26 protein-coding genes and 1 other annotated feature are annotated in these 25,939 nt (G+C 47.3%); of the genes, 9 read left to right on the top strand and 17 right to left on the bottom strand.

The features are described 5' to 3' along the window. Positions 1-22: 22 nt before the first annotated feature. Together K7R23_RS15675 and K7R23_RS15670 are read right to left on the bottom strand one after the other, a co-directional pair. Positions 23-952: a LysR substrate-binding domain-containing protein gene (locus tag K7R23_RS15675; RefSeq protein WP_012906358.1), complete on the bottom strand. Its 930-nt coding sequence runs from the start codon at positions 950-952 to the stop codon at positions 23-25. A gap of 46 nt (positions 953-998) precedes the next feature. After that, entirely contained in the window at positions 999-1,823 is an 825-nt protein-coding gene (locus K7R23_RS15670; RefSeq protein ID WP_012906359.1) for an SDR family oxidoreductase, read from the bottom strand. A gap of 160 nt (positions 1,824-1,983) precedes the next feature. Here K7R23_RS15670 and hisL point away from each other — a divergent pair, with 160 nt between their 5' ends. From hisL to hisIE, 9 genes are all read left to right on the top strand, one after another. Continuing rightward, positions 1,984-2,034 (top strand): his operon leader peptide, encoded by a 51-nt coding sequence (gene hisL / locus K7R23_RS15665; RefSeq protein WP_001364200.1) that lies wholly within the window; start codon positions 1,984-1,986, stop codon positions 2,032-2,034. Then, positions 2,010-2,133 (top strand) — a sequence feature (His leader region). Its footprint overlaps the gene before it by 25 nt. A gap of 47 nt (positions 2,134-2,180) precedes the next feature. Next, positions 2,181-3,080 (top strand): ATP phosphoribosyltransferase, encoded by a 900-nt coding sequence (hisG, locus tag K7R23_RS15660; protein WP_012906360.1) that lies wholly within the window; start codon positions 2,181-2,183, stop codon positions 3,078-3,080. Positions 3,081-3,168: 88 nt separating this feature from the next. Next, entirely contained in the window at positions 3,169-4,473 is a 1,305-nt protein-coding gene (hisD, locus tag K7R23_RS15655) for a histidinol dehydrogenase (protein ID WP_012906361.1), read from the top strand. Beyond that, the gene (gene hisC, locus K7R23_RS15650) at positions 4,470-5,549 is read left to right on the top strand and encodes a histidinol-phosphate transaminase (protein WP_012906362.1); all 1,080 of its coding nucleotides are present in this window, start codon (positions 4,470-4,472) and stop codon (positions 5,547-5,549) included. The genes hisD and hisC overlap by 4 nt, the downstream gene beginning before the upstream one ends. Continuing rightward, the gene (gene hisB / locus K7R23_RS15645; protein WP_012906363.1) at positions 5,546-6,613 is read left to right on the top strand and encodes a bifunctional histidinol-phosphatase/imidazoleglycerol-phosphate dehydratase HisB; all 1,068 of its coding nucleotides are present in this window, start codon (positions 5,546-5,548) and stop codon (positions 6,611-6,613) included. Before hisC ends, hisB begins: the two co-directional genes overlap by 4 nt. Next, a complete protein-coding gene (hisH, locus tag K7R23_RS15640) occupies positions 6,613-7,203 on the top strand; it encodes an imidazole glycerol phosphate synthase subunit HisH (protein WP_012906364.1) in 591 nt (196 codons plus the stop codon). The genes hisB and hisH overlap by 1 nt, the downstream gene beginning before the upstream one ends. Further along, on the top strand, positions 7,203-7,940 hold the full coding sequence (gene hisA / locus K7R23_RS15635) for a 1-(5-phosphoribosyl)-5-[(5-phosphoribosylamino)methylideneamino]imidazole-4-carboxamide isomerase (protein WP_012906365.1): 738 nt from the start codon (positions 7,203-7,205) through the stop codon (positions 7,938-7,940). The genes hisH and hisA overlap by 1 nt, the downstream gene beginning before the upstream one ends. Next, positions 7,922-8,698 carry an imidazole glycerol phosphate synthase subunit HisF gene (gene hisF, locus K7R23_RS15630; RefSeq protein ID WP_012906366.1) on the top strand — a complete coding sequence of 259 codons (777 nt, stop codon included), beginning with the start codon at positions 7,922-7,924 and terminating at the stop codon, positions 8,696-8,698. Before hisA ends, hisF begins: the two co-directional genes overlap by 19 nt. Continuing rightward, positions 8,692-9,303, top strand: coding sequence for a bifunctional phosphoribosyl-AMP cyclohydrolase/phosphoribosyl-ATP diphosphatase HisIE (gene hisIE / locus K7R23_RS15625; RefSeq protein ID WP_012906367.1), 612 nt, complete (start codon positions 8,692-8,694; stop codon positions 9,301-9,303). Before hisF ends, hisIE begins: the two co-directional genes overlap by 7 nt. An 82-nt stretch (positions 9,304-9,385) precedes the next feature. On the opposite strand, the gene wzzB is transcribed toward hisIE, so the two are convergent. The 15 genes from wzzB to wcaM form a co-directional block, all read right to left on the bottom strand. Next, positions 9,386-10,372, bottom strand: a complete 987-nt coding sequence (gene wzzB / locus K7R23_RS15620; RefSeq protein ID WP_012906368.1) for an LPS O-antigen chain length determinant protein WzzB — start codon at positions 10,370-10,372, stop codon at positions 9,386-9,388. A gap of 148 nt (positions 10,373-10,520) precedes the next feature. Next, on the bottom strand, positions 10,521-11,687 hold the full coding sequence (ugd, locus tag K7R23_RS15615; protein ID WP_012906369.1) for a UDP-glucose 6-dehydrogenase: 1,167 nt from the start codon (positions 11,685-11,687) through the stop codon (positions 10,521-10,523). 236 nt (positions 11,688-11,923) lie between these two features. Then, a complete protein-coding gene (gene gndA / locus K7R23_RS15610; protein ID WP_012906370.1) occupies positions 11,924-13,330 on the bottom strand; it encodes an NADP-dependent phosphogluconate dehydrogenase in 1,407 nt (468 codons plus the stop codon). 107 nt (positions 13,331-13,437) lie between these two features. Continuing rightward, the gene (locus K7R23_RS15605) at positions 13,438-14,508 is read right to left on the bottom strand and encodes a glycosyltransferase family 4 protein (protein WP_012906371.1); all 1,071 of its coding nucleotides are present in this window, start codon (positions 14,506-14,508) and stop codon (positions 13,438-13,440) included. Further along, entirely contained in the window at positions 14,505-15,266 is a 762-nt protein-coding gene (locus K7R23_RS15600; RefSeq protein WP_012906372.1) for a glycosyltransferase family 2 protein, read from the bottom strand. Before K7R23_RS15600 ends, K7R23_RS15605 begins: the two co-directional genes overlap by 4 nt. A 4-nt stretch (positions 15,267-15,270) precedes the next feature. Beyond that, positions 15,271-16,344 (bottom strand): EpsG family protein, encoded by a 1,074-nt coding sequence (locus K7R23_RS15595; RefSeq protein WP_012906373.1) that lies wholly within the window; start codon positions 16,342-16,344, stop codon positions 15,271-15,273. A gap of 12 nt (positions 16,345-16,356) precedes the next feature. After that, the gene (locus K7R23_RS15590; RefSeq protein ID WP_012906374.1) at positions 16,357-17,349 is read right to left on the bottom strand and encodes a Stealth CR1 domain-containing protein; all 993 of its coding nucleotides are present in this window, start codon (positions 17,347-17,349) and stop codon (positions 16,357-16,359) included. 2 nt (positions 17,350-17,351) lie between these two features. After that, positions 17,352-18,563: an O152 family O-antigen flippase gene (wzx, locus tag K7R23_RS15585; RefSeq protein ID WP_012906375.1), complete on the bottom strand. Its 1,212-nt coding sequence runs from the start codon at positions 18,561-18,563 to the stop codon at positions 17,352-17,354. Beyond that, a complete protein-coding gene (locus K7R23_RS15580) occupies positions 18,560-19,600 on the bottom strand; it encodes a glycosyltransferase WbsX family protein (protein ID WP_012906376.1) in 1,041 nt (346 codons plus the stop codon). The genes wzx and K7R23_RS15580 overlap by 4 nt, the downstream gene beginning before the upstream one ends. 15 nt (positions 19,601-19,615) lie before the next feature. Next, a complete protein-coding gene (gene rfbC / locus K7R23_RS15575; RefSeq protein ID WP_012906377.1) occupies positions 19,616-20,164 on the bottom strand; it encodes a dTDP-4-dehydrorhamnose 3,5-epimerase in 549 nt (182 codons plus the stop codon). A gap of 4 nt (positions 20,165-20,168) precedes the next feature. Continuing rightward, the gene (rfbA, locus tag K7R23_RS15570) at positions 20,169-21,047 is read right to left on the bottom strand and encodes a glucose-1-phosphate thymidylyltransferase RfbA (protein WP_012906378.1); all 879 of its coding nucleotides are present in this window, start codon (positions 21,045-21,047) and stop codon (positions 20,169-20,171) included. Positions 21,048-21,098: 51 nt separating this feature from the next. Further along, positions 21,099-21,998, bottom strand: a complete 900-nt coding sequence (gene rfbD / locus K7R23_RS15565) for a dTDP-4-dehydrorhamnose reductase (protein ID WP_012906379.1) — start codon at positions 21,996-21,998, stop codon at positions 21,099-21,101. After that, positions 21,998-23,083: a dTDP-glucose 4,6-dehydratase gene (gene rfbB / locus K7R23_RS15560; RefSeq protein ID WP_012906380.1), complete on the bottom strand. Its 1,086-nt coding sequence runs from the start codon at positions 23,081-23,083 to the stop codon at positions 21,998-22,000. Before rfbB ends, rfbD begins: the two co-directional genes overlap by 1 nt. Before the next feature lie 373 nt (positions 23,084-23,456). After that, the gene (gene galF / locus K7R23_RS15555) at positions 23,457-24,350 is read right to left on the bottom strand and encodes a UTP--glucose-1-phosphate uridylyltransferase GalF (RefSeq protein ID WP_012906381.1); all 894 of its coding nucleotides are present in this window, start codon (positions 24,348-24,350) and stop codon (positions 23,457-23,459) included. Between the two features lie 178 nt (positions 24,351-24,528). Then, positions 24,529-25,932: a colanic acid biosynthesis protein WcaM gene (gene wcaM, locus K7R23_RS15550; protein ID WP_012906382.1), complete on the bottom strand. Its 1,404-nt coding sequence runs from the start codon at positions 25,930-25,932 to the stop codon at positions 24,529-24,531. Positions 25,933-25,939: the final 7 nt, after the last annotated feature.

Raw genomic sequence — 25,939 nt, 5'->3', positions numbered from 1 at the left:
GCTTGTCATATAAATTTTTTTCTTAAACGCTTGATTTGTCCGTATCGCCATTCATATAGACACCAGCAATAGCACTATTTGCTAAAATTTCATCCCGCCACCAGGCGCTGGCTAACCCGGCGGTCTGCACATTCCAGCCCACCCACACCGGCTCGGACAACACCTGGGCGTCTACTTTTTTCTCTATCAGCGCGCCGCTGTCGAGGAAACGCTGGGCCAGATAGCGCGGCAGATACCCGCAGCCCAGACCGCTGATTTGCAGTTCCAGCTTCGTTTTAAAATCAAAAACGGTTATCGCGTCCTGGTCATCCAGCAGCTGCGTGGCCGATGCGCTGGCCGGATGCGCGCTGTCGCCGACCACAATCGCCCGGTGGCGCTTGACGGTGCTGCGGCTCAGCGGTTCGCTCTCTTCCGCCAGCGCATGATGCGGCGCGACGGCGAACACCTGCTCAAGCGAGCCCAGCCGGGAAAAAGCGAACTCACTGGACGACGGCGGCTGATGCATGGCGCCGACGATGATATCCGCCCTGCCCTGGGTCAATGCGTCCCATGAGCCGCCCAGCACGCCGTTGATGAATTTCAGGCGCGTCACGCTGTGATGCTGGTAAAAAGACTCGATCAGCGGTGCTAACAGGGAAAAGGGAAAGGTATCGTCAACGCCGATCACCAGTTCATTTTCCCAGCCTTCATGAAGCTTCACCGCCTGCTTTTCCAGCTCTCTTACCGTATGCAGCACTTCCCGCCCCTTTTCCAGCAGCATCTGCCCGGTGCGGGTAAAGCGGGCGCGATGGCCGCTACGATCGAGGATTTGAATATTGAGATCGCTTTCAAGACGGTGAACGGTATAGCTGAGCGCAGAGGGCGTTTTGTACAGCCGCGCCGACGCCGCCGCAAAACTGCCCTCTTTTTCCAGCGCATCAAGAATGATGAGAACATCCAGCAGTGGTTTCATACGCGCCCCCTTGCGATGTATGGTGAAAGACCGCTGGCGTTGTTCATCACTCCATCGGCATCACCAGCGGATCGGGATACTGGTATTCAAATCCGAGTTCGTTGCAGATTCGGCTGCCATCAATAATTTTGCCTTTGCCATTGTCCGGCGAATCGAGAAATTGCGGCGGCTCTGTATTTAACTGACGCGCCATTTGCGGATAAAAAACGTTCCGCGCGGGGTGCACGGGCGCACATATATTATAGATGTGTCCGCCTTTCGGCGCCTGTAACAGCAGCGTGATGGCGGAAATAACGTCTTCCAGATGCACCAGATTGACGCCCTGCTCGCCGTTAGGAGCGGTTTTTCCGGCGAAGAAACGACCCGGATGCCGTCCAGGCCCCACCAGCCCGGCCAACCGCAGAATATCCACCGAGGTGCCCGGCAGATGATGCAGCCAGTCCTCCAGCTCTTTTAATACGCGCCCGCTGGCGGTGACCGGGTGACGGGGAGTGCTCTCTTTGACGATGCCATTAACATCGCCATAGACCGACGTCGAGCTGGTAAAGATGATGCGCGGAATGTGATACGCCAGCGCGCTGTCCACCAGCTCCTGCATCGCCTGCAGATAAAACGCTTCGCCGGGTCCGCTGCGGCGGGCGGGTAAGGTAATGACCAGCGCGTCCACGTCCATCAGCGCATCCAGGTCGTCCGCCTCGCAGATCAGTTCAGGTTCCAGACGCAGCGGATATCCTTCAATACCGCTCATTCTGGCCGCCTCGACGCCATCCCGGGTGGTTTTGCTCCCCGTGACCTGCCAGCCTCTGGCGGTAAGCGACATCGCCAGCGGCATGCCTAACCAGCCTAACCCGACAATTGCGACCTTCTTCATCCGTTTTCTCCCAATCCGGCACGTTTTCTATAAGGCTACGCCAGCACCTGCGGACTGACAATTCATGGCAGAAAAAGAATGTAAAAAAGCGCTTGCTTTAGGGCGTTAAAGTGGTTTAGGTTAAAAGACATCAAATGAATAAGCATTCATCGGGAATTTTATGACACGCGTTCAGTTTAAACACCACCATCATCACCATCATCCTGACTAGTCTTTCAGGCGATGTGTGCTGGAAGACGTTCAGATCTTCCAGTGGTGCATGAACGCATGAGAAAGCCCCCGGAAGATCGTCTTCCGGGGGCTTTTTTTTGCTGCGCGTTTCACACCGGTTCAGACAGGATAAAAAAGGAAAAAAGAATGTTAGATAACTCCCGCTTACGCATAGCTATTCAGAAATCAGGCCGTTTAAGTGATGATTCACGCGAACTGCTGGCCCGCTGCGGCATTAAAATTAATTTACACACCCAGCGCCTGATTGCGATGGCCGAAAATATGCCGATTGATATTCTGCGCGTGCGTGACGACGATATTCCGGGTCTGGTGATGGACGGCGTGGTCGATCTGGGCATCATCGGGGAAAACGTGCTGGAAGAAGAGTTGCTCAACCGCCGCGCGCAGGGCGAAGATCCGCGCTACTTTACCCTGCGCCGCCTTGACTTCGGCGGCTGCCGTCTGTCGCTGGCGACGCCAGTGGACGAAGCCTGGGACGGCCCGGCCTGTCTCGACGGCAAACGCATCGCCACCTCTTACCCGCACCTGCTTAAGCGCTATCTCGACCAGAAAGGCATCTCCTTTAAATCCTGTCTGTTGAACGGTTCCGTGGAAGTGGCCCCGCGCGCCGGACTCGCCGACGCGATTTGCGATCTGGTCTCTACCGGCGCCACCCTTGAAGCCAACGGCCTGCGTGAAGTGGAAGTGATTTACCGCTCCAAAGCCTGCCTGATCCAACGCGACGGCGAAATGGCCGACGGCAAACAGCAGCTTATCGACAAACTGTTAACCCGTATCCAGGGCGTTATCCAGGCGCGCGAATCGAAATACATCATGATGCACGCTCCCAGCGAACGCCTGGAAGAGGTGATTGCCCTGCTGCCGGGGGCGGAGCGTCCGACCATCCTGCCGCTGGCGGGCGATCAGCAGCGAGTGGCAATGCACATGGTCAGCAGCGAAACCCTGTTCTGGGAAACCATGGAAAAACTGAAAGCGCTCGGGGCCAGCTCCATTCTGGTGTTGCCAATCGAGAAGATGATGGAGTAATTCCACTTATGCTGCCCGGCGGCGCTTCGCTCACCGGGACTACGGGCTATGTAGGCCGGATACGCCATCCGGCATAAAGGATATGAAGATGAGCTTTAATACTCTTATCGACTGGAATACCTGCAGCGCTGAGCAGCAGCGCGAACTGCTGATGCGCCCGGCGATCTCCGCCTCTGACAGCATCACCCGCACCGTCAGCGAAATTCTGGATAACGTTAAAACGCGCGGGGACGATGCGCTGCGCGAATACAGCGCGAAGTTTGATAAAACCGAGGTCGCGGCGCTGAAGGTGTCCGCCGAACAGATTGCCGCCGCCAGCGCGCGCCTGAGCGATGAACTGAAGCAGGCCATGGCGGTTGCCGTGAAAAATATCGAAACCTTCCACCGCGCCCAGCAATTACCGACGGTGGATGTGGAAACCCAGCCAGGCGTCCGCTGCCAGCAGGTGACCCGTCCGCTGGACTCTGTAGGGCTGTATATTCCCGGCGGTTCCGCCCCGCTCTTTTCCACCGTTCTGATGCTGGCGACCCCGGCGCGCATCGCCGGTTGCCGCAAGGTGGTGCTCTGCTCGCCACCGCCCATCGCCGATGAGATCCTCTACGCGGCGCAGCTGTGCGGCGTACAGGAAATTTTCAACGTCGGCGGCGCGCAGGCCATTGCTGCGCTGGCCTTTGGCAGCGAGTCGGTGCCGAAGGTGGATAAAATTTTCGGTCCCGGCAACGCGTTCGTCACTGAAGCCAAGCGCCAGGTCAGCCAGCGTCTGGACGGCGCGGCGATCGACATGCCTGCCGGTCCATCCGAAGTGCTGGTGATTGCCGATAGCGGCGCCACGCCGGATTTTGTCGCCTCTGACCTGCTCTCTCAGGCGGAACACGGACCCGATTCGCAGGTGATATTGTTAACGCCGGACGCGGATATCGCCAGCCGCGTCGCCGACGCCGTTGAGCAGCAGCTGGCGGAACTGCCTCGAGTGGAGACGGCGCGCCAGGCGCTCAGCGCCAGCCGTCTTATTGTCACCCGCGACCTTGCGCAGTGTGTCGCCATCTCGAATCAGTATGGTCCGGAGCACCTGATTATTCAGACCCGTAACGCACGCGACCTGGTTGACGGCATCACCAGCGCCGGTTCGGTATTTCTCGGCGACTGGTCGCCGGAGTCCGCGGGCGATTATGCCTCCGGTACCAATCACGTGCTGCCGACCTACGGTTATACCGCGACCTGCTCCAGCCTCGGACTGGCCGATTTCCAGAAGCGCATGACCGTTCAGGAACTGTCGAAAGCGGGCTTTTCCGCCCTCGCGTCCACCATTGAAACTCTGGCGGCGGCCGAACGTCTGACCGCTCACAAAAATGCCGTTACCCTGCGCGTCAACGCCCTGAAGGAGCAAGCATGAGCACAGAAAAGACATTCAGCGTCAGCGAGTTAGCCCGTGAAAACGTCCGTAACCTGACGCCCTATCAGTCCGCGCGCCGTCTCGGCGGCAACGGCGACGTCTGGCTGAATGCCAACGAATTTCCGACAGCGGTAGAGTTTCAATTGACCGCGCAAACGCTGAACCGTTACCCGGAATGTCAGCCCAAAGCGGTAATCGAAAACTACGCGCAGTACGCGGGCGTCAGGCCGGAACAGGTGCTGGTCAGCCGCGGCGCGGATGAAGGCATTGAGCTGCTGATCCGCGCCTTCTGTGAGCCGGGGAAAGATGCGATCCTGTACTGTCCGCCTACCTACGGTATGTACAGCGTCAGCGCGGAAACCATCGGCGTGGAGTGCCGCACGGTACCCACGCTTGCCGACTGGCAGCTTGATATGCAGGGGATTGCAGACAAGCTGGATGGCGTAAAAGTGGTTTATGTTTGCAGCCCGAATAACCCGACCGGGCAGCTGATTAACCCCCAGGATCTGCGCACCCTGCTGGAACTGACCCGCGGCAAAGCGATTGTCGTCGCCGACGAAGCCTATATCGAGTTCTGCCCGCAGGCGACGCTGGCCGGCTGGCTTGCTGATTATCCGCATCTGGTCGTTCTGCGCACGCTTTCCAAAGCCTTCGCGCTGGCTGGCCTGCGCTGCGGTTTCACCCTGGCGAATGAAGAGGTGATTAACCTGCTGTTAAAAGTGATCGCGCCGTATCCGCTCTCGACGCCGGTGGCGGACATTGCCGCCCAGGCCCTCAGCCCGCAGGGAATTAACGCGATGCGCGAGCGCGTGGCGCAAATTCTGGCGGAGCGCCAGTATCTGGTGAACGCCCTGCGCGACATCCCCTGCGTGGAGCAGGTGTTTGATTCCGAAACCAACTATATTCTGGCGCGCTTTACGGCTTCCAGTAGCGTATTTAAATCTTTGTGGGATCAGGGCATTATCTTACGGGATCAGAACAAACAACCTTCTTTAAGCGGCTGCCTGCGCATCACTGTCGGAACCCGCGAAGAAAGCCAGCGCGTCATTGACGCTTTACGTGCGGAGCAAGTATGAGTCAGAAGTATCTCTTTATCGATCGTGACGGAACCCTGATTGCCGAGCCACCCAGCGATTTTCAGGTGGATCGTTTTGAAAAGCTCGCCTTTGAACCACAGGTTGTGCCAACGCTGCTGAAGCTGCAAAAAGCGGGCTATAAGCTGGTAATGATCACCAACCAGGACGGTCTGGGCACACAAAGCTTTCCGCAGACCGACTTTGACGGGCCGCATAACCTGATGATGCAGGTATTCAGCTCGCAGGGCGTTCAGTTTGACGAGGTGCTCATCTGCCCGCATCTGCCCGCCGACGAGTGCGACTGCCGCAAACCGAAAATCAAGCTGGTCGAACGCTATCTGGCCGAACAGGCGATGGACAGCGCCAACAGCTACGTTATCGGCGACCGGGAAACAGATCTTCAGCTTGCCGAAAACATGGGGATTTCGGGGCTGCACTATCACCGCGACGCGCTGAACTGGGCCGCCATCGGCGAGCAGTTAACGAAACGTGACCGTTTTGCCCACGTGGAGCGCAACACCAAAGAGACGCAGATTGATGTCAAAGTGTGGCTGGACCGCGAAGGCAGCAGCAAAATCAACACCGGCGTCGGTTTCTTTGATCATATGCTGGATCAGATTGCCACCCACGGCGGTTTTCGCATGGAGATAGCCGTCAAGGGCGATCTCTACATTGACGATCATCACACCGTGGAAGATACCGGCCTGGCGCTGGGTGAAGCGCTAAAGCTGGCGTTAGGCGATAAGCGCGGCATCAACCGTTTTGGCTTTGTACTGCCGATGGACGAATGTCTGGCGCGCTGCGCGCTGGATATCTCCGGACGTCCGCACCTCGAGTACAAAGCTGAATTTACTTATCAGCGCGTCGGCGATTTGAGTACCGAGATGATCGAACACTTCTTCCGTTCGCTCTCCTATACCATGGGCGTGACGCTGCACCTGAAAACCAAAGGCAAAAACGACCACCACCGCGTGGAGAGCCTGTTCAAAGCGTTTGGCCGCACGCTGCGCCAGGCCATCCGCGTGGAAGGCGATACGCTCCCTTCCTCCAAAGGAGTGCTGTGATGAATGTGGTAATTCTCGATACCGGCTGCGCTAATCTGAACTCGGTGAAATCCGCCGTGGCGCGTCACGGCTACGATCCGCTGGTCAGCCGCGACCCTGACGTGGTGCTGATGGCCGATAAACTGTTTTTACCCGGCGTCGGCACCGCCCAGGCGGCGATGGACCAGCTGCGCGAACGCGAACTGATCGAACTGATCAAAGCCTGTACCCAGCCAGTGCTTGGCATTTGCCTCGGGATGCAGATTCTTGGGCGGCGCAGCGAAGAAACCCGCGGCGTTCAGCTGCTGGGCATTATCGATCAGGACGTGCCGAAAATGACCGATTTCGGCCTGCCGCTGCCGCATATGGGCTGGAACCGCGTCTATCCGCAGGCCGGAAATCGTCTGTTTCAGGGCATTGAGGATGGCGCTTACTTCTACTTTGTCCATAGCTACGCCATGCCGGTGAATCCCTGGACTATCGCCCAGTGCAATTACGGCGAGCCGTTCACCGCCGCGGTGCAAAAAGATAACTTCTACGGCGTGCAGTTCCATCCGGAACGCTCGGGCGCCGCTGGCGCGCAGTTGCTGAAAAACTTTCTGGAGATGTGATGATTATTCCGGCATTAGATTTAATCGACGGCACCGTGGTGCGTCTCCATCAGGGCGACTACGCGCAGCAACGTGATTATGGCAGCGATCCCCTGCCGCGCCTGCAGGATTATGCGGCGCAGGGGGCAGAGCTACTGCATCTGGTGGATTTAACCGGCGCGAAAGATCCGGCGAAGCGCCAGATCCCGTTAATCAAAACGCTGGTCGCCGGGGTAAACGTGCCGGTGCAGGTCGGCGGCGGGGTACGCAGCGAAGAAGATGTCGCCGCGCTGCTGGAGGCCGGTGTCGCCCGGGTGGTGGTCGGCTCGACGGCGGTGAAATCGCCCGAGGTGGTGAAAGGCTGGTTCGAACGCTTTGGCGCTGATGCGCTGGTACTGGCGCTGGATGTGCGTATTGATGAGAACGGCAATAAGCAGGTGGCGGTAAGCGGCTGGCAGGAAAACTCCGGCGTCTCGCTGGAAGAACTGGTTGCCACCTATCTTCCAGTTGGTCTGAAGCACGTGCTGTGCACCGATATTTCCCGCGATGGCACGCTGGCAGGCTCCAACGTTTCGTTATATCGCGAAGTGTGCGCGAACTATCCGCAGGTGGCGTTTCAGTCCTCCGGCGGGATTGGCGGCATTGAGGATATTGCCGCGCTGCGCGGCACCGGCGTGCGCGGAGTGATTGTCGGACGCGCGCTGCTGGAAGGTAAATTCACCGTCAAGGAGGCCATTCAATGCTGGCAAAACGTATAATTCCCTGCCTCGACGTTCGCGATGGCCAGGTGGTGAAAGGCGTACAGTTTCGCAACCATGAAATTATCGGCGATATTGTGCCGCTGGCAAAACGCTACGCCGATGAAGGCGCGGATGAACTGGTGTTCTACGACATTACCGCCTCCAGCGACGGCCGGGTGGTGGACAAAAGCTGGGTGTCGCGCGTCGCGGAGGTGATCGACATTCCTTTCTGCGTGGCCGGTGGGATCAAATCCGCAGACGACGCCGCGCAAATTCTTTCTTTCGGCGCGGACAAAATATCCATCAACTCCCCTGCCCTGGCGGACCCGACGCTGATAACCCGGCTGGCTGACCGCTTTGGCGTGCAGTGCATCGTGGTGGGGATCGATACCTGGTACGACGCTGAAACCGGCAAATATCACGTGAATCAGTATACCGGCGACGAAAGCCGCACCCGGATGACCCAGTGGGAGACGCTCGACTGGGTGCAGGAAGTGCAAAAACGCGGAGCCGGTGAAATCGTCCTCAATATGATGAATCAGGACGGCGTGCGTAACGGCTACGATCTCGAACAGTTGATAAAAGTGCGTGACGTCTGCCACGTCCCGCTGATTGCCTCCGGCGGCGCGGGCACGATGGAGCATTTCCTTGAAGCCTTCCGCGATGCGGACGTCGACGGCGCGCTGGCCGCGTCCGTATTCCACAAGCAGATTATTAATATTGGTGAATTAAAAACGTACCTCGCAATGCAGGGCGTGGAGATCAGGATATGTTAACAGAGCAACAGCGCCGCGAACTGGACTGGGAAAAAACCGACGGACTGATGCCAGCGGTAGTACAACATGCGGTATCCGGTGAAGTCTTAATGCTGGGCTATATGAGCCCCGAGGCGCTGGAGAAAACCATCGAGTCCGGCAAAGTGACCTTCTATTCACGTACTAAGCAGCGTTTATGGACCAAAGGCGAAACCTCGGGCCACTTTCTTAATGTGGTTAACATCGCGCCGGATTGCGACAACGACACCCTGCTGGTGCTGGTGAATCCCATCGGTCCAACCTGCCATAAAGGGACCAGCAGCTGTTTTGGCGAAGCCAGCCATCATTGGCTGTTCCTGTATCAGCTTGAACAGCTTCTGGCCGAACGCAAAACCGCCGATCCGGCCAGCTCCTACACGGCAAAACTTTATGCCAGCGGCACCAAGCGCATTGCGCAGAAGGTTGGCGAAGAAGGCGTGGAGACGGCGCTGGCCGCGACGGTGCATGACCGCTTTGAACTGACCAACGAGGCGTCGGATTTAATGTATCACCTGCTGGTACTGCTGCAGGATCAGGATCTTGACCTGACGGTAGTTATCGAGAACCTGCGTAGACGTCATCAGTAAGCTTCGGGCGTAAAAAAACCGGGCGCAAAAAAAGCCCGGTTCTTATTTGCAGGCCGGATAAGGTGTATCCGGCAAAATCACTTTATGACTGCGCTTTCGGCTTATAGTTACGCAGCGCGTTACGTCCCAGCACCACACCCGCGCCAATCATTCCGCCCAGCAGCACCGCCAACACAAGCGTGATCGCCTTTTTCGGACTGTCGCGACGGACAGGCAATGACGGCTTCATTACGTAGCGGTAGGCATGAATAGAAGCGGTATCAACCTTCAGGTTCGCGATATCCAGCAGAGTCTGTTTGGTCTGGTAATAATTCCCTGAGAAGACCAGCGGACGGGTGGCTTCATGGGTAATCATAGATTTCAGCGCATCGCTGCCCAACAGGAACATTGTATCCTGGGTCACATCCTGCGTTTGCTGAATTTGCGGCCTGGTGACATTGGCCTGCTCGGCGTAACGCAATGCTTCCTGAATCTGCTTAATCCGCAGCTCTTTTTGCTCTTGCGCTACTACTTCCTGAGTCTTCAGAGAATCCTGCAGCGTGGCGGTCTGCAGTTTAATGTTATCCGTAAGGTCAACCTCTAACTCTTTCGCAACTTCTTCATCAACCTGTTGGATATATTCCGAAAGCTGACGCTGCGCATTTTCTGCTGTATCACCGACATAAGAGAGCGCCAACGGCAGCGACTGCCCTTTGACAGACTGTTCAATGGTCAGCTTTTCCGGCTTTGCCTGGTTATCGAGCGTTTCCGCCAACGCTGAGAAAGAGGTGCTGAACCGTCCGATCACATTCATTTGCAAATCGGTAACTTTTGGCGCACTTGTGCCATACAAAATGTTGAGCGCATTGTTATAAGTAGCAATTTGCCCGACATCAGGCTGCGTGATAATGGCTGTGGATGTCCATTTCTCTTTGGCGATTGCCAGGTAACCTACAGCAAGCGCGATAGCGACAATAATACAGACGATTATTGTTACTTTACCGCGCCACAGCTGAATGATTAAATCAATTAAATCAATTTGTTCCGGATCGTTACTGCGCCCGGTTACGTTATTATTTTCCACTGTCATCAGTATCCTAACTAAGAAAAGCGTACGCTGGGGATAGTGTAGTCATAAAATTGCGTAAAGCTATAGGATAATTGAGAATATTTACGGAATTTGTAAAGAGAGATGTGCGATTAACGGGGCCGCTTGAGCCCCGATCGAAAAGGGTCAATCAATCACTACCGAACAGATCGCGGGTATAAACCTTTTCCCGCACGTCGTGCAGTTCATTTGCCATTCGATTAGAGATGATGACATCAGCCTGCTGTTTAAAAGTGGTTAAATCACGTTCAATACGGGAATTGAAAAACGTCTCTTCCTGCATAACGGGTTCATAAATGACCACTTCAACGCCCTTCGCTTTAATGCGCTTCATAATTCCCTGAATAGACGACGCCCGGAAATTATCCGAACCACTCTTCATAATAAGACGATATATACCGACAACTTTCGGCTTTCTTGCAAGAATGGCCTCGGCAATAAAATCTTTGCGTGTGCGGTTAGCGTCTACAATCGCGGAGATAATATTGTTGGGAACTGACTGATAATTCGCCAGCAGCTGCTTGGTGTCTTTCGGCAAGCAATAGCCGCCATAGCCAAATGAGGGGTTGTTGTAATGATTGCCAATGCGCGGGTCCAGGCAAACGCCTTCAATGATCTGGCGCGTATTCAATCCTAAGCTCTCGGCATAGCTGTCCAGCTCATTAAAGTAGGCAACGCGCATGGCCAGGTAGGTATTAGCGAAAAGCTTAATTGCCTCTGCTTCTGTTGAATCGGTAAACAGCGTCGGGATATCCTGCTTGATGGCGCCTTCCTGTAATAAGGCAGCAAACCGTTCCGCTCTTGCTGACTGTTCCCCAATGACGATACGTGAAGGATGCAGGTTATCGTACAGCGCTTTGCCTTCGCGCAGGAACTCTGGGGAGAAAATAATATTACTTGTATTAAATTTTTTGCTGACGGCAGCAGTGAAACCAACCGGGACGGTGGATTTAATAACCATTACCGCATCAGGGTTAATGGCAATGACATCCCCAATGACTGCCTCTACACTTGAGGTATTGAAATAGTTGGTGTGAGGATCGTAATCCGTAGGGGTCGCGATAATAACATAATCAGCATTTTTATAGGCTTCAGCTTTGTCTAATGTCGCTTTAAACTTTATTTCTTCGGACTGTAAAAATTGTTGTATTTCTTTATCAACAATCGGAGATATCCGATCGTTTAACATTTCGACGCGCGACGGGATGATGTCCAGCGCGACAACCTCATGGTGCTGTGCGATCAGCAGACCATTTGACAGGCCAACATACCCGGTACCGGAAATGGTTATTTTCATTACTTACTCTCAGAATAAACTTAATTAGACATCAGGATGTATTCGCATCGTGACAAGTTAATACTGTTTTAGCTTCTGAGATAATAATATGTCAATGAAGCCTAATGTAATTAGGATTATCTTCACCATCATAAAGGAATAATATGGAGTTATTATTAAGAAATAAAAATAAAGCAATAAGAATTTAGGCAAAAAAAAGCCCGGTTGAAAACCGGGCTCTGGAGGGCGTTAAGCGTTTATTCCAGCCATTCGGTGTGGAAAACGCCTTCTTTATCGGTACGCTTATAGGTGTGTGCACCGAAGTAGTCACGCTGCGCCTGGATCAGGTTGGCAGGCAGGACTGCAGCACGGTAGCTGTCGTAGTAGGCTACCGCTGCGGAGAAGGTCGGAACCGGAATACCGTTCTGAACGGCATAAGCCACAACGTCACGCAGCGCCTGCTGATATTCATCGGCAATATTCTTAAAGTACGGATCCAGAAGCAGGTTAGCGATACCGGCATTCTGCGCGTAGGCATCAGTGATCTTTTGCAGGAACTGTGCACGAATGATGCAGCCAGCACGGAAAATCTTCGCAATTTCGCCGTAGTTAAGATCCCAATTGTACTCATCGGACGCTGCACGCAGCTGAGAGAACCCCTGCGCATAAGACACAATTTTACCGAGGTACAGCGCACGACGCACTTTCTCAATAAATTCAGCTTTATTACCTGCCGGCTGCGCTGTTGGACCGGTTAATACTTTTGATGCGGCAACGCGCTGCTCTTTTAACGAAGAGATATAACGCGCAAAGACCGATTCGGTGATCAGCGACAGCGGTTCGCCGAGATCCAGCGAGCTCTGGCTGGTCCATTTACCGGTGCCTTTGTTTGCCGCTTCGTCCAGAATGACATCAACGAGGTAGTTACCGTCTTCATCTTTTTTGGTGAAAATGTCTTTCGTGATGTCGATCAGGTAGCTGCTCAGCTCACCGTTGTTCCATTCTGTAAAGGTGCTGGCCAGTTCTTCATTGCTGAGATTCAAGCCGCCTTTCAGCAGCGAGTAGGCTTCAGCAATCAGTTGCATATCGCCGTATTCAATACCGTTATGGACCATCTTCACATAGTGGCCTGCGCCGTCGGCACCAATATAGGTCACACAGGGCTCGCCATCTTCCGCTACTGCAGCTATTTTGGTCAGGATCGGCGCAACCAGTTCATACGCTTCTTTCTGGCCGCCAGGCATGATAGATGGCCCTTTCAGCGCTCCCTCTTCACCACCGGAAACGCCAGTACCGATGAAATTGAAGCCTTCAGCGGACAGTTCGCGGTTGCGGCGAATGGTGTCCTGGAAGAAGGTATTACCACCGTCGATAATGATGTCGCCCTTATCCAGGTAAGGTTTCAGTGAGTCGATGGCTGCGTCCGTGCCCGCACCGGCTTTCACCATTAACAGGATGCGACGAGGCGTTTCAAGGGATTCAACAAACTCTTTCACCGTGTAATAAGGCACCAGTTTTTTGCCGGGATTTTCCGCAATCACTTCTTCGGTCTTTTCACGGGAGCGGTTGAAAACGGAGACGGTATAACCACGGCTCTCGATGTTGAGCGCCAGGTTGCGCCCCATCACTGCCATACCGACGACGCCGATCTGTTGCTTGGACATTGTTTACTCCTGTCAGAGATTGGTAACTTATTTCATTATATTAATCTAACAAGTAACCTTTTGATAAAAATTATTTGTACTATGTTTTCAGTCATTTACTATAAGTACTAACTAATTAATTTTCTCCATTCGTCAAAAACCTTGTCTATATTAAACTCTTTTGCACGTCTCTTTGATAAATTTGAAAACTTAATTTTCTTGCCTTCATCGGACATTAAATCAGCTAATTCTGCACTAAATTTAGCAACATTCCCATTCTCAACTAAGATTCCATACTCCCCATCCCCTAGTATTTCAGATGGTCCGGTAGGGCAATCAAATGAAATACATGGCAAACCACATTCCATAGCTTCCAATAAAACCATCCCAAATCCTTCAAACCTTGATGAAAATGCGAAAATGGAATATTGAGGATAATATTGTTGTATATTATCGACACTTCCCATCAGCTTTACATTACTTAAAGCGTGCTGATTTATTTTACCTGTGAGAAAACCCTCGCAAGTCCCGACCCCATAAATATGGAGTTCCCAACCAGGATTTTCTTTATTAACTTTCGCAAAAATATCTATTAATAAATCAAATCCCTTTTGATGTTCTAGCCTACCTACCGCCATAATTTTATTTGCGCTTAAATTAGCTATCTTTGAAGATGTAAAACTCAGCGGGTTACTAATTTTAACAACATTATCTAAATGTTTAAAGAATTTATACGAGTCATTTTTATTAACACAGATTACTTTATAAAAAAACCTATATAATAAGTTTCTAAATATTCTAATAATTGTCCCATAATAGTTATAATGAACATGTTCAATAACAACATATTTTTTGTTTGAAAAGACATTGAAAAATGACAAAAACGCCATAGGGAATGTATTAATGATATAAAAATCAGCATTTGCTTTTTTAATGGCTTTAAATAACTTAAACTGTGATCCTATGTGTTTTTTCAGCCGTCCAAAACTTCCTGGCTCACCTAAATAAGAGCCATCATTCACAAAGCTAACTTTAATGCGATTATTAAGTTCGTAATTAATTTTTTGATTAGTATTATAGAGGGATATTATTTCTACAGCGTATCCTTCGCTGACAAATTTATTTGCAAGTAATGTATTTACCCTTTCAATACCGCCAACAAATGTAATATCAGCAATTACAAAAACTATTTTTTTCATTTTATACCGTTCTTATAGTCAAATGCATGTTTCTTTATACCGATAACAATATAACTTAGTAAATAATATATACGAACTAATGGGTTTCCAACAAAATCCCCCAAAACATCCCATTGCCTTTTCAACTCTTTAAATTTATTAGATGAAATTGAACTTTGTGAAAGTCTATATTTAGCACATATAAAGCCGCAATTAATTGCACTGATATTGTTATCTTTTAGAATACTCAGCCAGAGATAATAATCTTCTTTGTATACGAAAGGAAAGCTGAAGGGATTTAGTAAGTCTCTGTCTAAAACAACAGTTAAACAACCGATGCCACAATTTTTTAGCAATTTGTTGTAGGTGATTTTTTGGGGAGCTACAAATTTACCAACTATTGAATTATTATTTATAATTTCATAATTACCATACATAAAAGAAATATTATTCTTTAACATCATAGATATTTGCATCTCTAATTTGTTAGCACCCCATATATCATCACTATCTAAAAAAGCTATAAATCGACCACTTGCATATTTTAATGAGGTATTTCTAGCGCCTGCTGCTCCTTTTGCGTATTCATTTATTAAAAGTTTAATTCTTGAATCTGCAAACTCTAAAACTTTAGATCTTGTACCATCGATCGAATTATCATCGCAAACGAGCAATTCCCAATTAGTATATGTTTGCTGTAACACGGAACTAATTGATGCAGAAATCGTATGCTCTGAGTTAAAAGAAGGCATAATAATTGATACTAAATAATCATCCATAATATCACTTATAAAATATTGTTTTGTAGGGAGAAATACCAATACCACCTAAATCATCATTATAATTGGCCTGAATTGTTCTGCAATAAAAAACAATAAAAACAATAAGAATTGCCATTGAACACAATTGTTTTGTCACATTTTTTTCTAATGAGGTGATAATATATGAGGATACCATAAAATTAACAAAAAGGAATATATCTGCAAGGCGATTAAAAACATGAATCTTCATTGAGCATACATTAGCGAGCACACATCCAACTGACATCCATAAAAGAATATTAAGGTTCGGATTCGTTTTTAGTATTTTTTTTGCGTTTGTTATAAAGATTAAAGGTAATAGCATTTTAATAAGCACACCAATACCACTTCCGATTTTAGCATCCTGTATGAAATCGCTTGCTGCATAATAACCGTACTTACTTTGTAAAAATAAGTCACTATTTAAAAGTGTATTTAACCCGCTACCAAGGAACAGCAATAAACTAATTATAAAAATTCCCAAAAAGAGAATTGAACTACGAACTCTAAATCGTGCAACAAAATAAATGGGCAAAAGTAATAATGCCGAGAGATGAAATAGAGAACCTAACAAAACAAATACAATATAGTTCTTTTTATTACCTTCAATATAATTTTTTACCGCATACGCTATGAAAGCGATAGCTATAGCTTGCCTTACAAGAGAGAACGAAGGCAAATAAAAGGTACATACTAAAACAAAAACTGAAATAGAAAAATATTTTCGTGGAATCGCCTTCAAACTTAAAAAGATCGCAATGAAACTTGATATTGCAATGGACCATTGTGGATTTAAATGATACCAAACAACGATATAATTTATAAAATAAAATCCAATCTCAGTTGAAACATACCCTAACCTAACTGACTCAACCATACTTAAATATCGGAAGTAATCAGCCCCTACTCCAAAACGAATTGCTGCAGGTATCCAAAGAAACAAAAACAATACTGACCACAAGAATACTTTGAAATTACTTTTTGAATGTTCGTAACAAAATGCAATCGATGTTGAAAAGATCAATATGCATAAATATGAGGAGTAGGTAAATAACATTTTTCTACCGTATTATATTTCAAACGTTGATTTAAATGGAAATATTTTTGCAAACTCTTCTTGTATTTCTTTTGTTTTAGAATCGAATTCCAAAGTATCAGCATCATTTATAACAATAAGTTTATTACTTGAACACAATAGTTCCTCTCGAATTTTTTTTATATTATCCTTACCTATATCTAAATAGGCTGAAGATGCCATCGTATTAGAGCATCCAAATTCCCCTGAAACTAACTGCCAATATCTAAACAGATATTGATTAACATCTGAATTTTGTCTAAATTTTGACCGATTTGTGGCGTTTAATATTTCTGGCTCGAGCTCCCATAATTTAGCAAATGTTGACTTAAGATAAGGAATTGGAAGATGAGTATCTTTAATACCTACAAACTTCGGCCAAGGCATTAAACATATAGTTCTACATAACGCAGCACCATATTTAACATTTAACCATTTAAAAATATTATTCCTGATTACCTGTTTTTTACAAAAATGCTTATTGATAATTGAGAGGTTATTTAAAATAATATGTGAAAGTCCATCGGGTTGTACTGCGTTCAGGATTGCACAATCTTGAGGCATTCCATTTTTGAAGTAAAAACTTTCATTTACAGGATTAATTAAAAATGTGTCGTCATTAAAATAGATGAACTTATCACTCAATCCATCTATTTTATGCAAATTTAATTCAATAACATGGCTATTAAATGTTGGCAGGAATTTTTTAGGTATATAGTCGGAGTGCTTTACAATATGTAATTTGGGGTGATCTAGCTTAAGCCACTCCGGATTATGCCCATATGTAATAAAATGAACTTTCCTAATCCAAGGGGCATTTTTTTCAATGCCACGGAACCAGAATTTTAACAACCCATTATCTCTATAACGATGAATACTTGCATCAACATTTCTTTGCTCAGAAGCAAATTTCCTATAATCCTCTTGCCATTTAGGATCAGAACCATCTACCCATGGAATTACAATGTCGATTGTGTTGTTTTTCACTTTTATCTATGCCTTTTTATTATCTTGTACAAAAACACGCCCATAAATACAGTAATTGTTAACTCGGTCAATATTACTGACGATAACGTACCAAAAAGTCCGAAATTTTTAGTGAAGAAAGGAGCATACATGCAATGCAATATGGCACCGACAATATAAATTTTTGTTAATATTTTTTCTTTACCTAAAGTTATCATTCCCCATTGTGAAAAGACAATAGCGACAGAGACAATAAAAATAAGCACTGACATCCATTTGAATAAATTAGCTGACTCAGTATACTGATTACCGAAGTATAAAATAACTATCTTATCCCCGATTAAAAATATCGACACACATATAATTAATGAAAACAAAATAAAAAGGCCACCGTAAACCTTTAGTTTTTCTTTTATATTTGCACGCTCAGCATTTATTCTCGGAAACACAACTTGTTGTACAGGTATAAATAATGATTGAACCGCGCCTCTTAGCTTGTCTGCTGCAGAGTAAATACCTACTTGCCTTGCATTAAACACATGCCCTATAAGTATCGAATTAAATGTAGTATAAAATGTTATAGCAATTTGAGAAATGAACAGAGGTGTACTAGCTTTAATAGCGATAAAGGCTTTTGGAAAAGAAAAGCCTGTATAAGCCGCAATATGGTTTTTTCGTATTAGATAAATTGAAATAATACCTGGTACGATAAGCGCAATAGAAAAAGCTAGTGCAGCAGCATTGATATCATTATTATCTTTTACAAACATAAAGACAGATAACAACATCAAGGTCCTTGCCAGTACAGTAACCCATGCAATACTTTTCATTTTCTCCATACCTTGAAATAGGTAGACTGGAAAAAAAATATTACCCAGAACACCAATGAAAAGTATTATGCAAACTGTAGATATAGAGTGAAACATTGGTATGATATTAATAATAATTAACATCAGCAATAAACATAAAGTCACCAATATTATTTTAGCATTTAATGTCTCAGTGAAGACTTCATTTCTTTCATCAATACTTGTTGATGTGGCAATTTTTTTTGTTGCACTGAAATTAAAACCGTAATCAGTCATCAAAATAAAATATTGTATCAATGCTTGACCAAGCATTAGATATCCAAATTTATCTACTCCTAGAGTTCTGACAAGATATGGCAATGTAATCAGTGGAAAAATATAGTTAGATAACTGCACTAACAGTAAATAAAATATATTTTTTCTCATCTTTGTTTATTGTACTTTGAAATTATTCTAAGTAATTTATCTGAGAATATAGTATCTGGTTCAACTGTATTCCCCTCAGCCCATTCATTCCATGATTTTAAAAAAACAATATCTTGTTGTGGATTATAATTTATAGCATTTTGAACATTGACCTCAAACGAATGCTCAGAGAAATTACTATAAAACACCCCCTGTTTCCCATGTCGTATCGTTGTATCCCATCCAGAAAATATAATTGGAATCTCTTTTATATCCTTTGTTTCATTGTGCCATAATGAACTTATCATTTTTTTATAATTATATCTTATAGGCCCCAAAAATTTCACTCTATGTTTTCGAACTAATTTCTCCCTCACCTTTTGAATAAAGGTTCTCTTCCAATACATTGATCTAGAATCCAAATAACCATCCAACATCCCTAAATAATTTGAATTATAAGATGTGAAATCCCCAATAAAATAAATACCATCGTATCCGTTCTCATTAGCAAGTTTATTCCAAAGGGATATAAACATAAACAAATCAGGTATGGAATTTGGATCAAATATTGTTACAATTGGCTTATTATCTTTTTTAAGATAATTTTCCAATTTAAAATGAGGAAGTAAGTAATGGAAGAAATCAGTATAATCTTTTTCTCCAAGATATTTTTGCTCTTTTAAAAGTATTCCTTTTGATTTATTGAACCAAGAGTGGTTTGCCCATGCCACACAGTATCGAACTTTAAGTCTATTTTCAAGAATAAGAGAAAGAGGTTTTTCTAAAATTTTTTCTCCATTACCGAACCAATATGTCCATAGACAAAATCCACTAACACCATTGTCTTCAGCTAGTTTAAACTGTTTTTCGATAACACTCGATTCTGTCAAATCATAATATCCGAGAAAATCGGTAGGTAACCTTATTTTTTGAGAAGGGAAATATTCCTTTGCTTTTTTTAACGCTGTCCATTCAGTAAATCCTTTCCCCCACCATTCATTATTTTCTTTAACCTCATGATATTGAGGAAGATAATATGCGATAATCTCTTTTTTCATATAAAAACCTAATAATTACATAAACATAAAAACGTCTTTCATTGTTGGATTTTTTTTGTCTTTATCTGACAATTTTACGTTGTAGTCATTCCCCCATTTAATTCCTATATAGGCATCATCCCACCTAATACCTCTGTCACATTCAGGATGATAATAATTCGTCGTCTTATAAACAAATTCCGCCGTTTCACTCAGCACCAAAAATCCATGTGCAAACCCCTCAGGGATCCACAACTGACGCTTATTCTCAGCAGACAAATTAACCCCAACCCATTTCCCAAAGGTAGGCGAAGATTCACGAATATCTACGGCCACATCAAAAACTTCACCTGCAATACAGCGAACAAGTTTGGCTTGCGCATAAGGTGCTAATTGGTAGTGTAAACCTCTAAGCACACCTTTAGAAGATTTTGAATGGTTATCCTGCACAAAATCAACCTTTCGGCCTATGGCTTCTTCAAAAACTTTCTGATTAAAGCTTTCCATGAAGAACCCACGTTCATCACCAAACACTTTCGGTTCAAAAATTAATACATCAGGGATTTCTGTTTTAATAACCTTCATTTTATTAATAACCCTTAATCATCTTTAAAAGATACTGGCCATAGGCATTTTTCTTTAATGGCTCAGCCAACTTTTTTACCTGCTCCGCATCAATAAAGCCTTTACGATATGCAATTTCTTCTGGACATGAAACTTTCAGCCCCTGACGTTCCTCAATTGTGGCTATAAAATTGCTCGCCTCAATCAGGCTTTGATGCGTTCCTGTATCCAGCCAGGCATAGCCACGCCCCATCATGGCGACTGATAAACGCCCCTGCTCCATATAAATACGGTTAATATCGGTAATTTCCAGTTCACCACGTGCGGAAGGCTGAAGATTTTTTGCCATCTCGACCACGCTGTTATCATAGAAATAGAGTCCCGTTACCGCATAATTGCTTTTAGGTTCTAGCGGTTTTTCTTCCAGGCTTATTGCAGTACCATTTTTATCAAACTCCACCACGCCATAGCGCTCGGGGTCGTTCACATGATAAGCAAATACAGTCGCCCCGCTTTCTTTGTTAACGGCTGTGTCCATCAATTTCGGCAGATCGTGACCGTAGAAAATATTGTCACCAAGCACTAATGCACAGTCATCATTGCCAATGAATTCTTCGCCAATGATAAATGCCTGAGCCAGCCCATCCGGGCTTGGTTGCACTTTATAGTGAAGTCTTAAACCCCATTGGCTACCGTCGCCAAGCAGTTGCTCAAAGCGCGGCGTATCCTGCGGTGTACTGATAATAAGAATATCCCGGATACCGGCCAGCATAAGCGTTGATAATGGATAGTAAATCATCGGTTTATCAAAGATAGGCAGCAATTGTTTACTCACAGCCATGGTAACCGGATAGAGACGAGTGCCGGAGCCTCCAGCGAGAATAATCCCTTTACGCGTTTTCATATATTCTTCTCTTTAAACACAAAATGCCCGCATTTGGGCATTAAAGAATTTTTAAATAACTGTCGTTGTGAACAGTTCATCCAGCATGCGTTTGACACCCGCCTCCCATTGAGGAAGAACCAGATCAAAACTTTGCTGGAATTTATCCGTATTAAGCCTGGAGTTAGCAGGACGACGCGCAGGAGTGGGGTATGCGCTGGTTGGCACCGCTTTAAGGTCCCTCAGAGCCAAATTCATTCCAGCTTTACGCGCTTCGGCGAAAATAAAAGAAGCATAGTCATACCAGGTGGTTGTGCCACTTGCAACCAGATGATAAAGCCCCGCAACTTCCGGTTTAACCATGGCAACACGAATGGCATGTGCAGTACAATCCGCCAGCAGCTCAGCCCCCGTTGGCGCGCCAAACTGATCGTTAATCACTGACATCTCAGTACGTTCTTTTGCGAGACGTAACATAGTTTTTGCAAAGTTATTGCCTTTCCCAGCATAAACCCAACTGGTGCGGAATATCAGATGCCGGGAACAATGCGTCTGTAGTGCCTTTTCACCTGCCAGCTTTGTTTCACCATAGACATTAAGTGGGGCCGTTGCATCTGTCTCGCGCCATGGTGTCTCGCCAGTACCCGGAAAAACATAGTCGGTGGAATAATGCACCACCCAGGCCCCCACCTCTTGCGCAGCTTTCGCTATCGCTTCGACGCTCTTTGCGTTCAGTAACTGGGCAAACTCAACCTCTGTTTCTGCTTTATCCACGGCGGTATGCGCTGCTGCATTGACAATGACATCGGGGCGGATGCGTCGAACCGTCTCTACGACACCTTCAGGGTCACTAAAATCGCCGCAGTAGTCGGTAGAACGAACATCAAGCGCAATCAGGTTTCCTAATGGTGCGAGTGAACGTTGCAACTCCCAACCCACCTGCCCTGTCTTACCGAACAAAAGGATGTTCATTACTGACGTTCCCCATAGTTTTGTTCGATCCAGCTCTGATAAGCACCGCTTTGAATGTTTTCAACCCATTGCGCGTTTGCTAAATACCACTCCACAGTTTTACGAATACCACTCTCAAAGGTTTCCTGCGGTTTCCAGCCCAGCTCGCGGCTAATTTTTTCTGCATCAATCGCATAGCGACGATCGTGACCCGGACGGTCCGTAACGTAGGTGATTTGATCGCGATAAGAGCCCTCTTTCGGAACAATTTCATCCAGCAGATCGCAAATCGTGTGTACCACATCAAGATTCTGCTTTTCGTTATGCCCACCGATGTTATAAGTCTCACCCGGTTTACCCTGGGTTACGACGGTGTAAAGAGCACGCGCATGATCTTCAACATACAGCCAGTCGCGGATCTGGTCGCCTTTGCCATATATTGGCAGCGTTTTACCTTCAAGAGCGTTCAAAATCACCAGCGGGATCAGCTTCTCGGGGAAGTGATACGGTCCGTAGTTATTTGAACAATTAGTCACTATCGTTGGCAGGCCAAATGTCCTCAACCATGCGCGAACCAAGTGATCGCTTGACGCTTTTGATGCTGAATACGGGCTGCTGGGCGCATAGGGTGTCTTTTCAGTAAACAGTGGAAGATCACTATTGGCATCCACTTCATCCGGATGCGGTAAATCCCCATAGACTTCGTCGGTGGAAATATGATGGAAGCGAAACGCCTGCTTTTTTTCGCTATCAAGCGCAGTCCAGTACTCACGAGCTGCTTCAAGAAGCACATATGTACCGACAATATTGGTTTCAATAAATGCAGCGGGTCCTGTAATGGAACGATCAACATGACTTTCTGCTGCCAGATGCATCACCGCATCTGGTTTATACTTTGTAAAAATACGCGCCATTGCTGTCGCATCGCAGATATCCGCACGTTCAAAAACATAGCGGTTGCTGTCAGAAATATCATTAAGTGATTCCAGGTTACCCGCGTATGTTAATTTATCTATATTAATTACGCTATCTTGAGTATTATTTATAATATGGCGAACCACCGCCGAACCAATAAAACCTGCACCACCAGTAACAAGTATTTTCACTTTACAATTCCGCATAAGTTATCAACATCGGGAGTTAATAACCGATTTATAATTTAAAAAAATATGTTTTTGACACGCTACCGCCCCTGGCTTTACAGCTACCAGTGCACTGCGTTCTTTTAAAGATGTGTCAAAGCCTGCCTTTACCCGCAGGCCCTCTAAACTCAAATGCTAATTGTCTTACCAAACGAAGTCAGAAACAAGAAGAAATATTATAAAAAGCCGTTTAAATTTTGATAGTTAACCCGCTGAAAGGATAAGCTTTTTCTTAACGTAACAAAAACGGCAGTAAACATTCCGGCAATGGTTTCACTTGCCCTGAATGTTTACTGCCGTTAATAGTTTAGCGTTGTCAGGCTAACTTTTTACCCGCTTACTCGCTAAGAATTTTCTCAATCCCCTTCCGGAACTTCGCCCCTTCCTTCAGGTTCCGCAGTCCGTACTTCACAAACGCCTGCATATAGCCCATTTTCTTACCGCAGTCATAGCTATCGCCAGTCATTAGCATCGCATCCACAGACTGTTTTTTCGCCAGTTCAGCTATTGCATCCGTTAACTGGATACGTCCCCAGGCGCCCGGTTCCGTTCTTTCCAGCTCGGCCCAGATATCTGCGGAAAGCACATAGCGTCCTACTGCCATCAGATCGGAATCCAGCGTCTGTGGCTGGTCCGGCTTCTCGATGAACTCGACGATGCGGCTGACTTTGCCTTCCGTATCCAGCGGATCTTTTGTCTGGATCACTGAGTACTCTGAAAGATCGCCCTTCATACGTTTCGCCAGCACCTGGCTACGACCGGTTTCGTTGAAACGGGCCACCATCGCAGCGAGGTTATAGCGCAGCGGATCTGCACTGGCGTTATCGATAATGATATCTGGCAGAACCACCACAAACGGGTTGTTACCGATAACCGGGCGGGCACAAAGGATTGAGTGTCCCAGCCCCAGCGGCTGCGCCTGACGAACGTTCATGATGGTCACGCCCGGCGGACAAATGGACTGTACTTCCGCCAGCAGCTGACGCTTAACGCGCTGCTCCAGAAGCGACTCTAATTCATATGAGGTGTCGAAGTGGTTCTCAACGGCGTTCTTGGACGCATGAGTTACCAGGAGGATTTCTTTGATCCCTGCAGCCACAATCTCGTCAACGATGTACTGAATCATCGGCTTGTCGACGATCGGCAGCATCTCTTTGGGAATTGCCTTGGTGGCAGGCAACATGTGCATACCCAGACCCGCTACCGGTATAACTGCTTTCAAATTAATCATTATTTCTTCCACCTGTAAAATGGTTGCTGAATTATAGCTCGTTAACTCGTTTTCGCCAGCAGGATTTATTCCCCGGGGTAACCTGGCTGATTTGATATTGATGCTACGCCGCCTGTCGACAAAATGCAGTAGCCATAATCCTAAGTATGGACCGGTTTTGCCAGGAATGGTCGCAAATCTACCCCCTCCCCTCCGGCAGCCTGAAGTTAATCGCGTCCACGTTCACTACCTGGTGGTTAATGCGGTCAATGTCTACCGAGCTTTGCCCCTTCTCGTTTACGGCCTGCACGTTCGCCAGCGACAGCAGCGTATCCTTCTTCGCCATAAACTTCCCGCGCACGTCTTTACGCAGGTCAAAGTGCATTTTCAGCGCCGGGCCGACGGTGGATTCCTGCATGACGTTGATATTACGCAGAAAAAGATGCTGCGGCTGGTTATGCAACTCCAGCGTCGCGCGCTTGATGTCGATGTTGGTGAGGGCAACGAAAGAGGTGGCGTTACCGGAGGAGATCTGGATGCCGCGCAATTTATATGCAAGGTTCGTGTTATCGAGATGGATATTATTCAATTTGAAATTTTGTGGAATAGAAAGATATTTTCCCTTTACCACGCCATAGCCAATCAACATTCCGGCGCTATTTACCATACTAATATTATCAATCACGAAATTATCACAGCCATAAATTGCTACCGTGGCGTTATCAATTCCGGCCTTTTTACTGAAATCGGGCGTGATATTTTTCGCTTTCACGTTGCGGATGACAAAATGTTTACCATTTTCAACGTGTACCAGCTGGCGGCAGTCCGAGCCGGTAATGTTTGCCACCACGAAGTTCTTCACCGTCTGTGTTTCGGGATAGCGGTTATCGTAGGTGCTTCCGGCAAGGCCAATCCCTATCCCCCAGTTGATTTTGCCGTTCGTGCAGTTGATACGTTCGATAAGATGGTCAGAAATCAGGATGTCGCGGTCGTTGATCGCCACATTCCATTCAATGGCGTCGCCCTGTAAGTCGCTGAACTTGCCGTTGGTAATCCGCGCGCCGTCAACCTGGTTATGGAAGCCCTGGCGCAAAATGGCGTAGTTAGCCTGCGTCACGGTAATGTTATCAATCACCAGGTTGCGCATTACCCGCGGTTTTTTGCCGCCGATGTAAATCTGCGTCACCGGACCAAAACCGCTCATCGCAATATCTTTAATCACGCAGTCCGAGCCGCGCACATCAAGTGTAATGTTATGCAGCCGTCCTTCTTTTCCGCCGCTGACCTGACTGCCATCCTGGAGGACGAAGCGCCCGCGCCCGTTGCCGCGAAGCTCCCCCTCCACGCGGAGCGTTTTGCCTGGCGGAATAAACAGACCGGTATTGATGTTTTCGCAGACCAGCCCCGCCGGGACCAGCACCGTCTGGCCGTCAGCGAACGCCTGTCTGAAAGAGGCTATCCAGTCGTCGGGCTGGTAATCCTGGATATTCACCATCCTGCCCGCCGTCACTGCGCGGGCAAAGGGAGAATGGAGAGCGGGAAGGAGGGCCAGCGCGGAGCTGGCCGTCAGGAAAGTGCGTCGGGAGAGAGTCGTCTCTGGCATACAACCT

Origin of the sequence: Citrobacter rodentium NBRC 105723 = DSM 16636 (assembly GCF_021278985.1) — a bacterium.
Classification (GTDB): Bacteria; Pseudomonadota; Gammaproteobacteria; order Enterobacterales; family Enterobacteriaceae; genus Citrobacter_A; species Citrobacter_A rodentium.
The sequence above is the reverse complement of the archived record's forward strand: the minus strand, read 5'-3'. Positions and strand labels throughout refer to the sequence as shown.

Coding starts and splice junctions, on each gene's coding strand:
- hisB (WP_012906363.1), top strand. CDS start 5,546: ATGAGTCAGAAGTATCTCTTTATCGATCGTGACGGAACCCTGATTGCC.
- hisG (WP_012906360.1), top strand. CDS start 2,181: ATGTTAGATAACTCCCGCTTACGCATAGCTATTCAGAAATCAGGCCGT.
- K7R23_RS15675 (WP_012906358.1), bottom strand. CDS start 952: ATGAAACCACTGCTGGATGTTCTCATCATTCTTGATGCGCTGGAAAAA.
- wzx (WP_012906375.1), bottom strand. CDS start 18,563: ATGAGAAAAAATATATTTTATTTACTGTTAGTGCAGTTATCTAACTAT.
- rfbC (WP_012906377.1), bottom strand. CDS start 20,164: ATGAAGGTTATTAAAACAGAAATCCCTGATGTATTAATTTTTGAACCG.
- K7R23_RS15595 (WP_012906373.1), bottom strand. CDS start 16,344: ATGTTATTTACCTACTCCTCATATTTATGCATATTGATCTTTTCAACA.
- rfbA (WP_012906378.1), bottom strand. CDS start 21,047: ATGAAAACGCGTAAAGGGATTATTCTCGCTGGAGGCTCCGGCACTCGT.
- wzzB (WP_012906368.1), bottom strand. CDS start 10,372: ATGACAGTGGAAAATAATAACGTAACCGGGCGCAGTAACGATCCGGAA.
- ugd (WP_012906369.1), bottom strand. CDS start 11,687: ATGAAAATAACCATTTCCGGTACCGGGTATGTTGGCCTGTCAAATGGT.
- K7R23_RS15580 (WP_012906376.1), bottom strand. CDS start 19,600: ATGAAAAAAGAGATTATCGCATATTATCTTCCTCAATATCATGAGGTT.
- hisD (WP_012906361.1), top strand. CDS start 3,169: ATGAGCTTTAATACTCTTATCGACTGGAATACCTGCAGCGCTGAGCAG.
- gndA (WP_012906370.1), bottom strand. CDS start 13,330: ATGTCCAAGCAACAGATCGGCGTCGTCGGTATGGCAGTGATGGGGCGC.
- galF (WP_012906381.1), bottom strand. CDS start 24,350: ATGATTAATTTGAAAGCAGTTATACCGGTAGCGGGTCTGGGTATGCAC.
- K7R23_RS15670 (WP_012906359.1), bottom strand. CDS start 1,823: ATGAAGAAGGTCGCAATTGTCGGGTTAGGCTGGTTAGGCATGCCGCTG.
- hisC (WP_012906362.1), top strand. CDS start 4,470: ATGAGCACAGAAAAGACATTCAGCGTCAGCGAGTTAGCCCGTGAAAAC.
- hisH (WP_012906364.1), top strand. CDS start 6,613: ATGAATGTGGTAATTCTCGATACCGGCTGCGCTAATCTGAACTCGGTG.
- K7R23_RS15600 (WP_012906372.1), bottom strand. CDS start 15,266: ATGGATGATTATTTAGTATCAATTATTATGCCTTCTTTTAACTCAGAG.
- K7R23_RS15605 (WP_012906371.1), bottom strand. CDS start 14,508: ATGAAAAAAATAGTTTTTGTAATTGCTGATATTACATTTGTTGGCGGT.
- hisF (WP_012906366.1), top strand. CDS start 7,922: ATGCTGGCAAAACGTATAATTCCCTGCCTCGACGTTCGCGATGGCCAG.
- hisIE (WP_012906367.1), top strand. CDS start 8,692: ATGTTAACAGAGCAACAGCGCCGCGAACTGGACTGGGAAAAAACCGAC.
- wcaM (WP_012906382.1), bottom strand. CDS start 25,932: ATGCCAGAGACGACTCTCTCCCGACGCACTTTCCTGACGGCCAGCTCC.
- hisA (WP_012906365.1), top strand. CDS start 7,203: ATGATTATTCCGGCATTAGATTTAATCGACGGCACCGTGGTGCGTCTC.
- rfbD (WP_012906379.1), bottom strand. CDS start 21,998: ATGAACATCCTTTTGTTCGGTAAGACAGGGCAGGTGGGTTGGGAGTTG.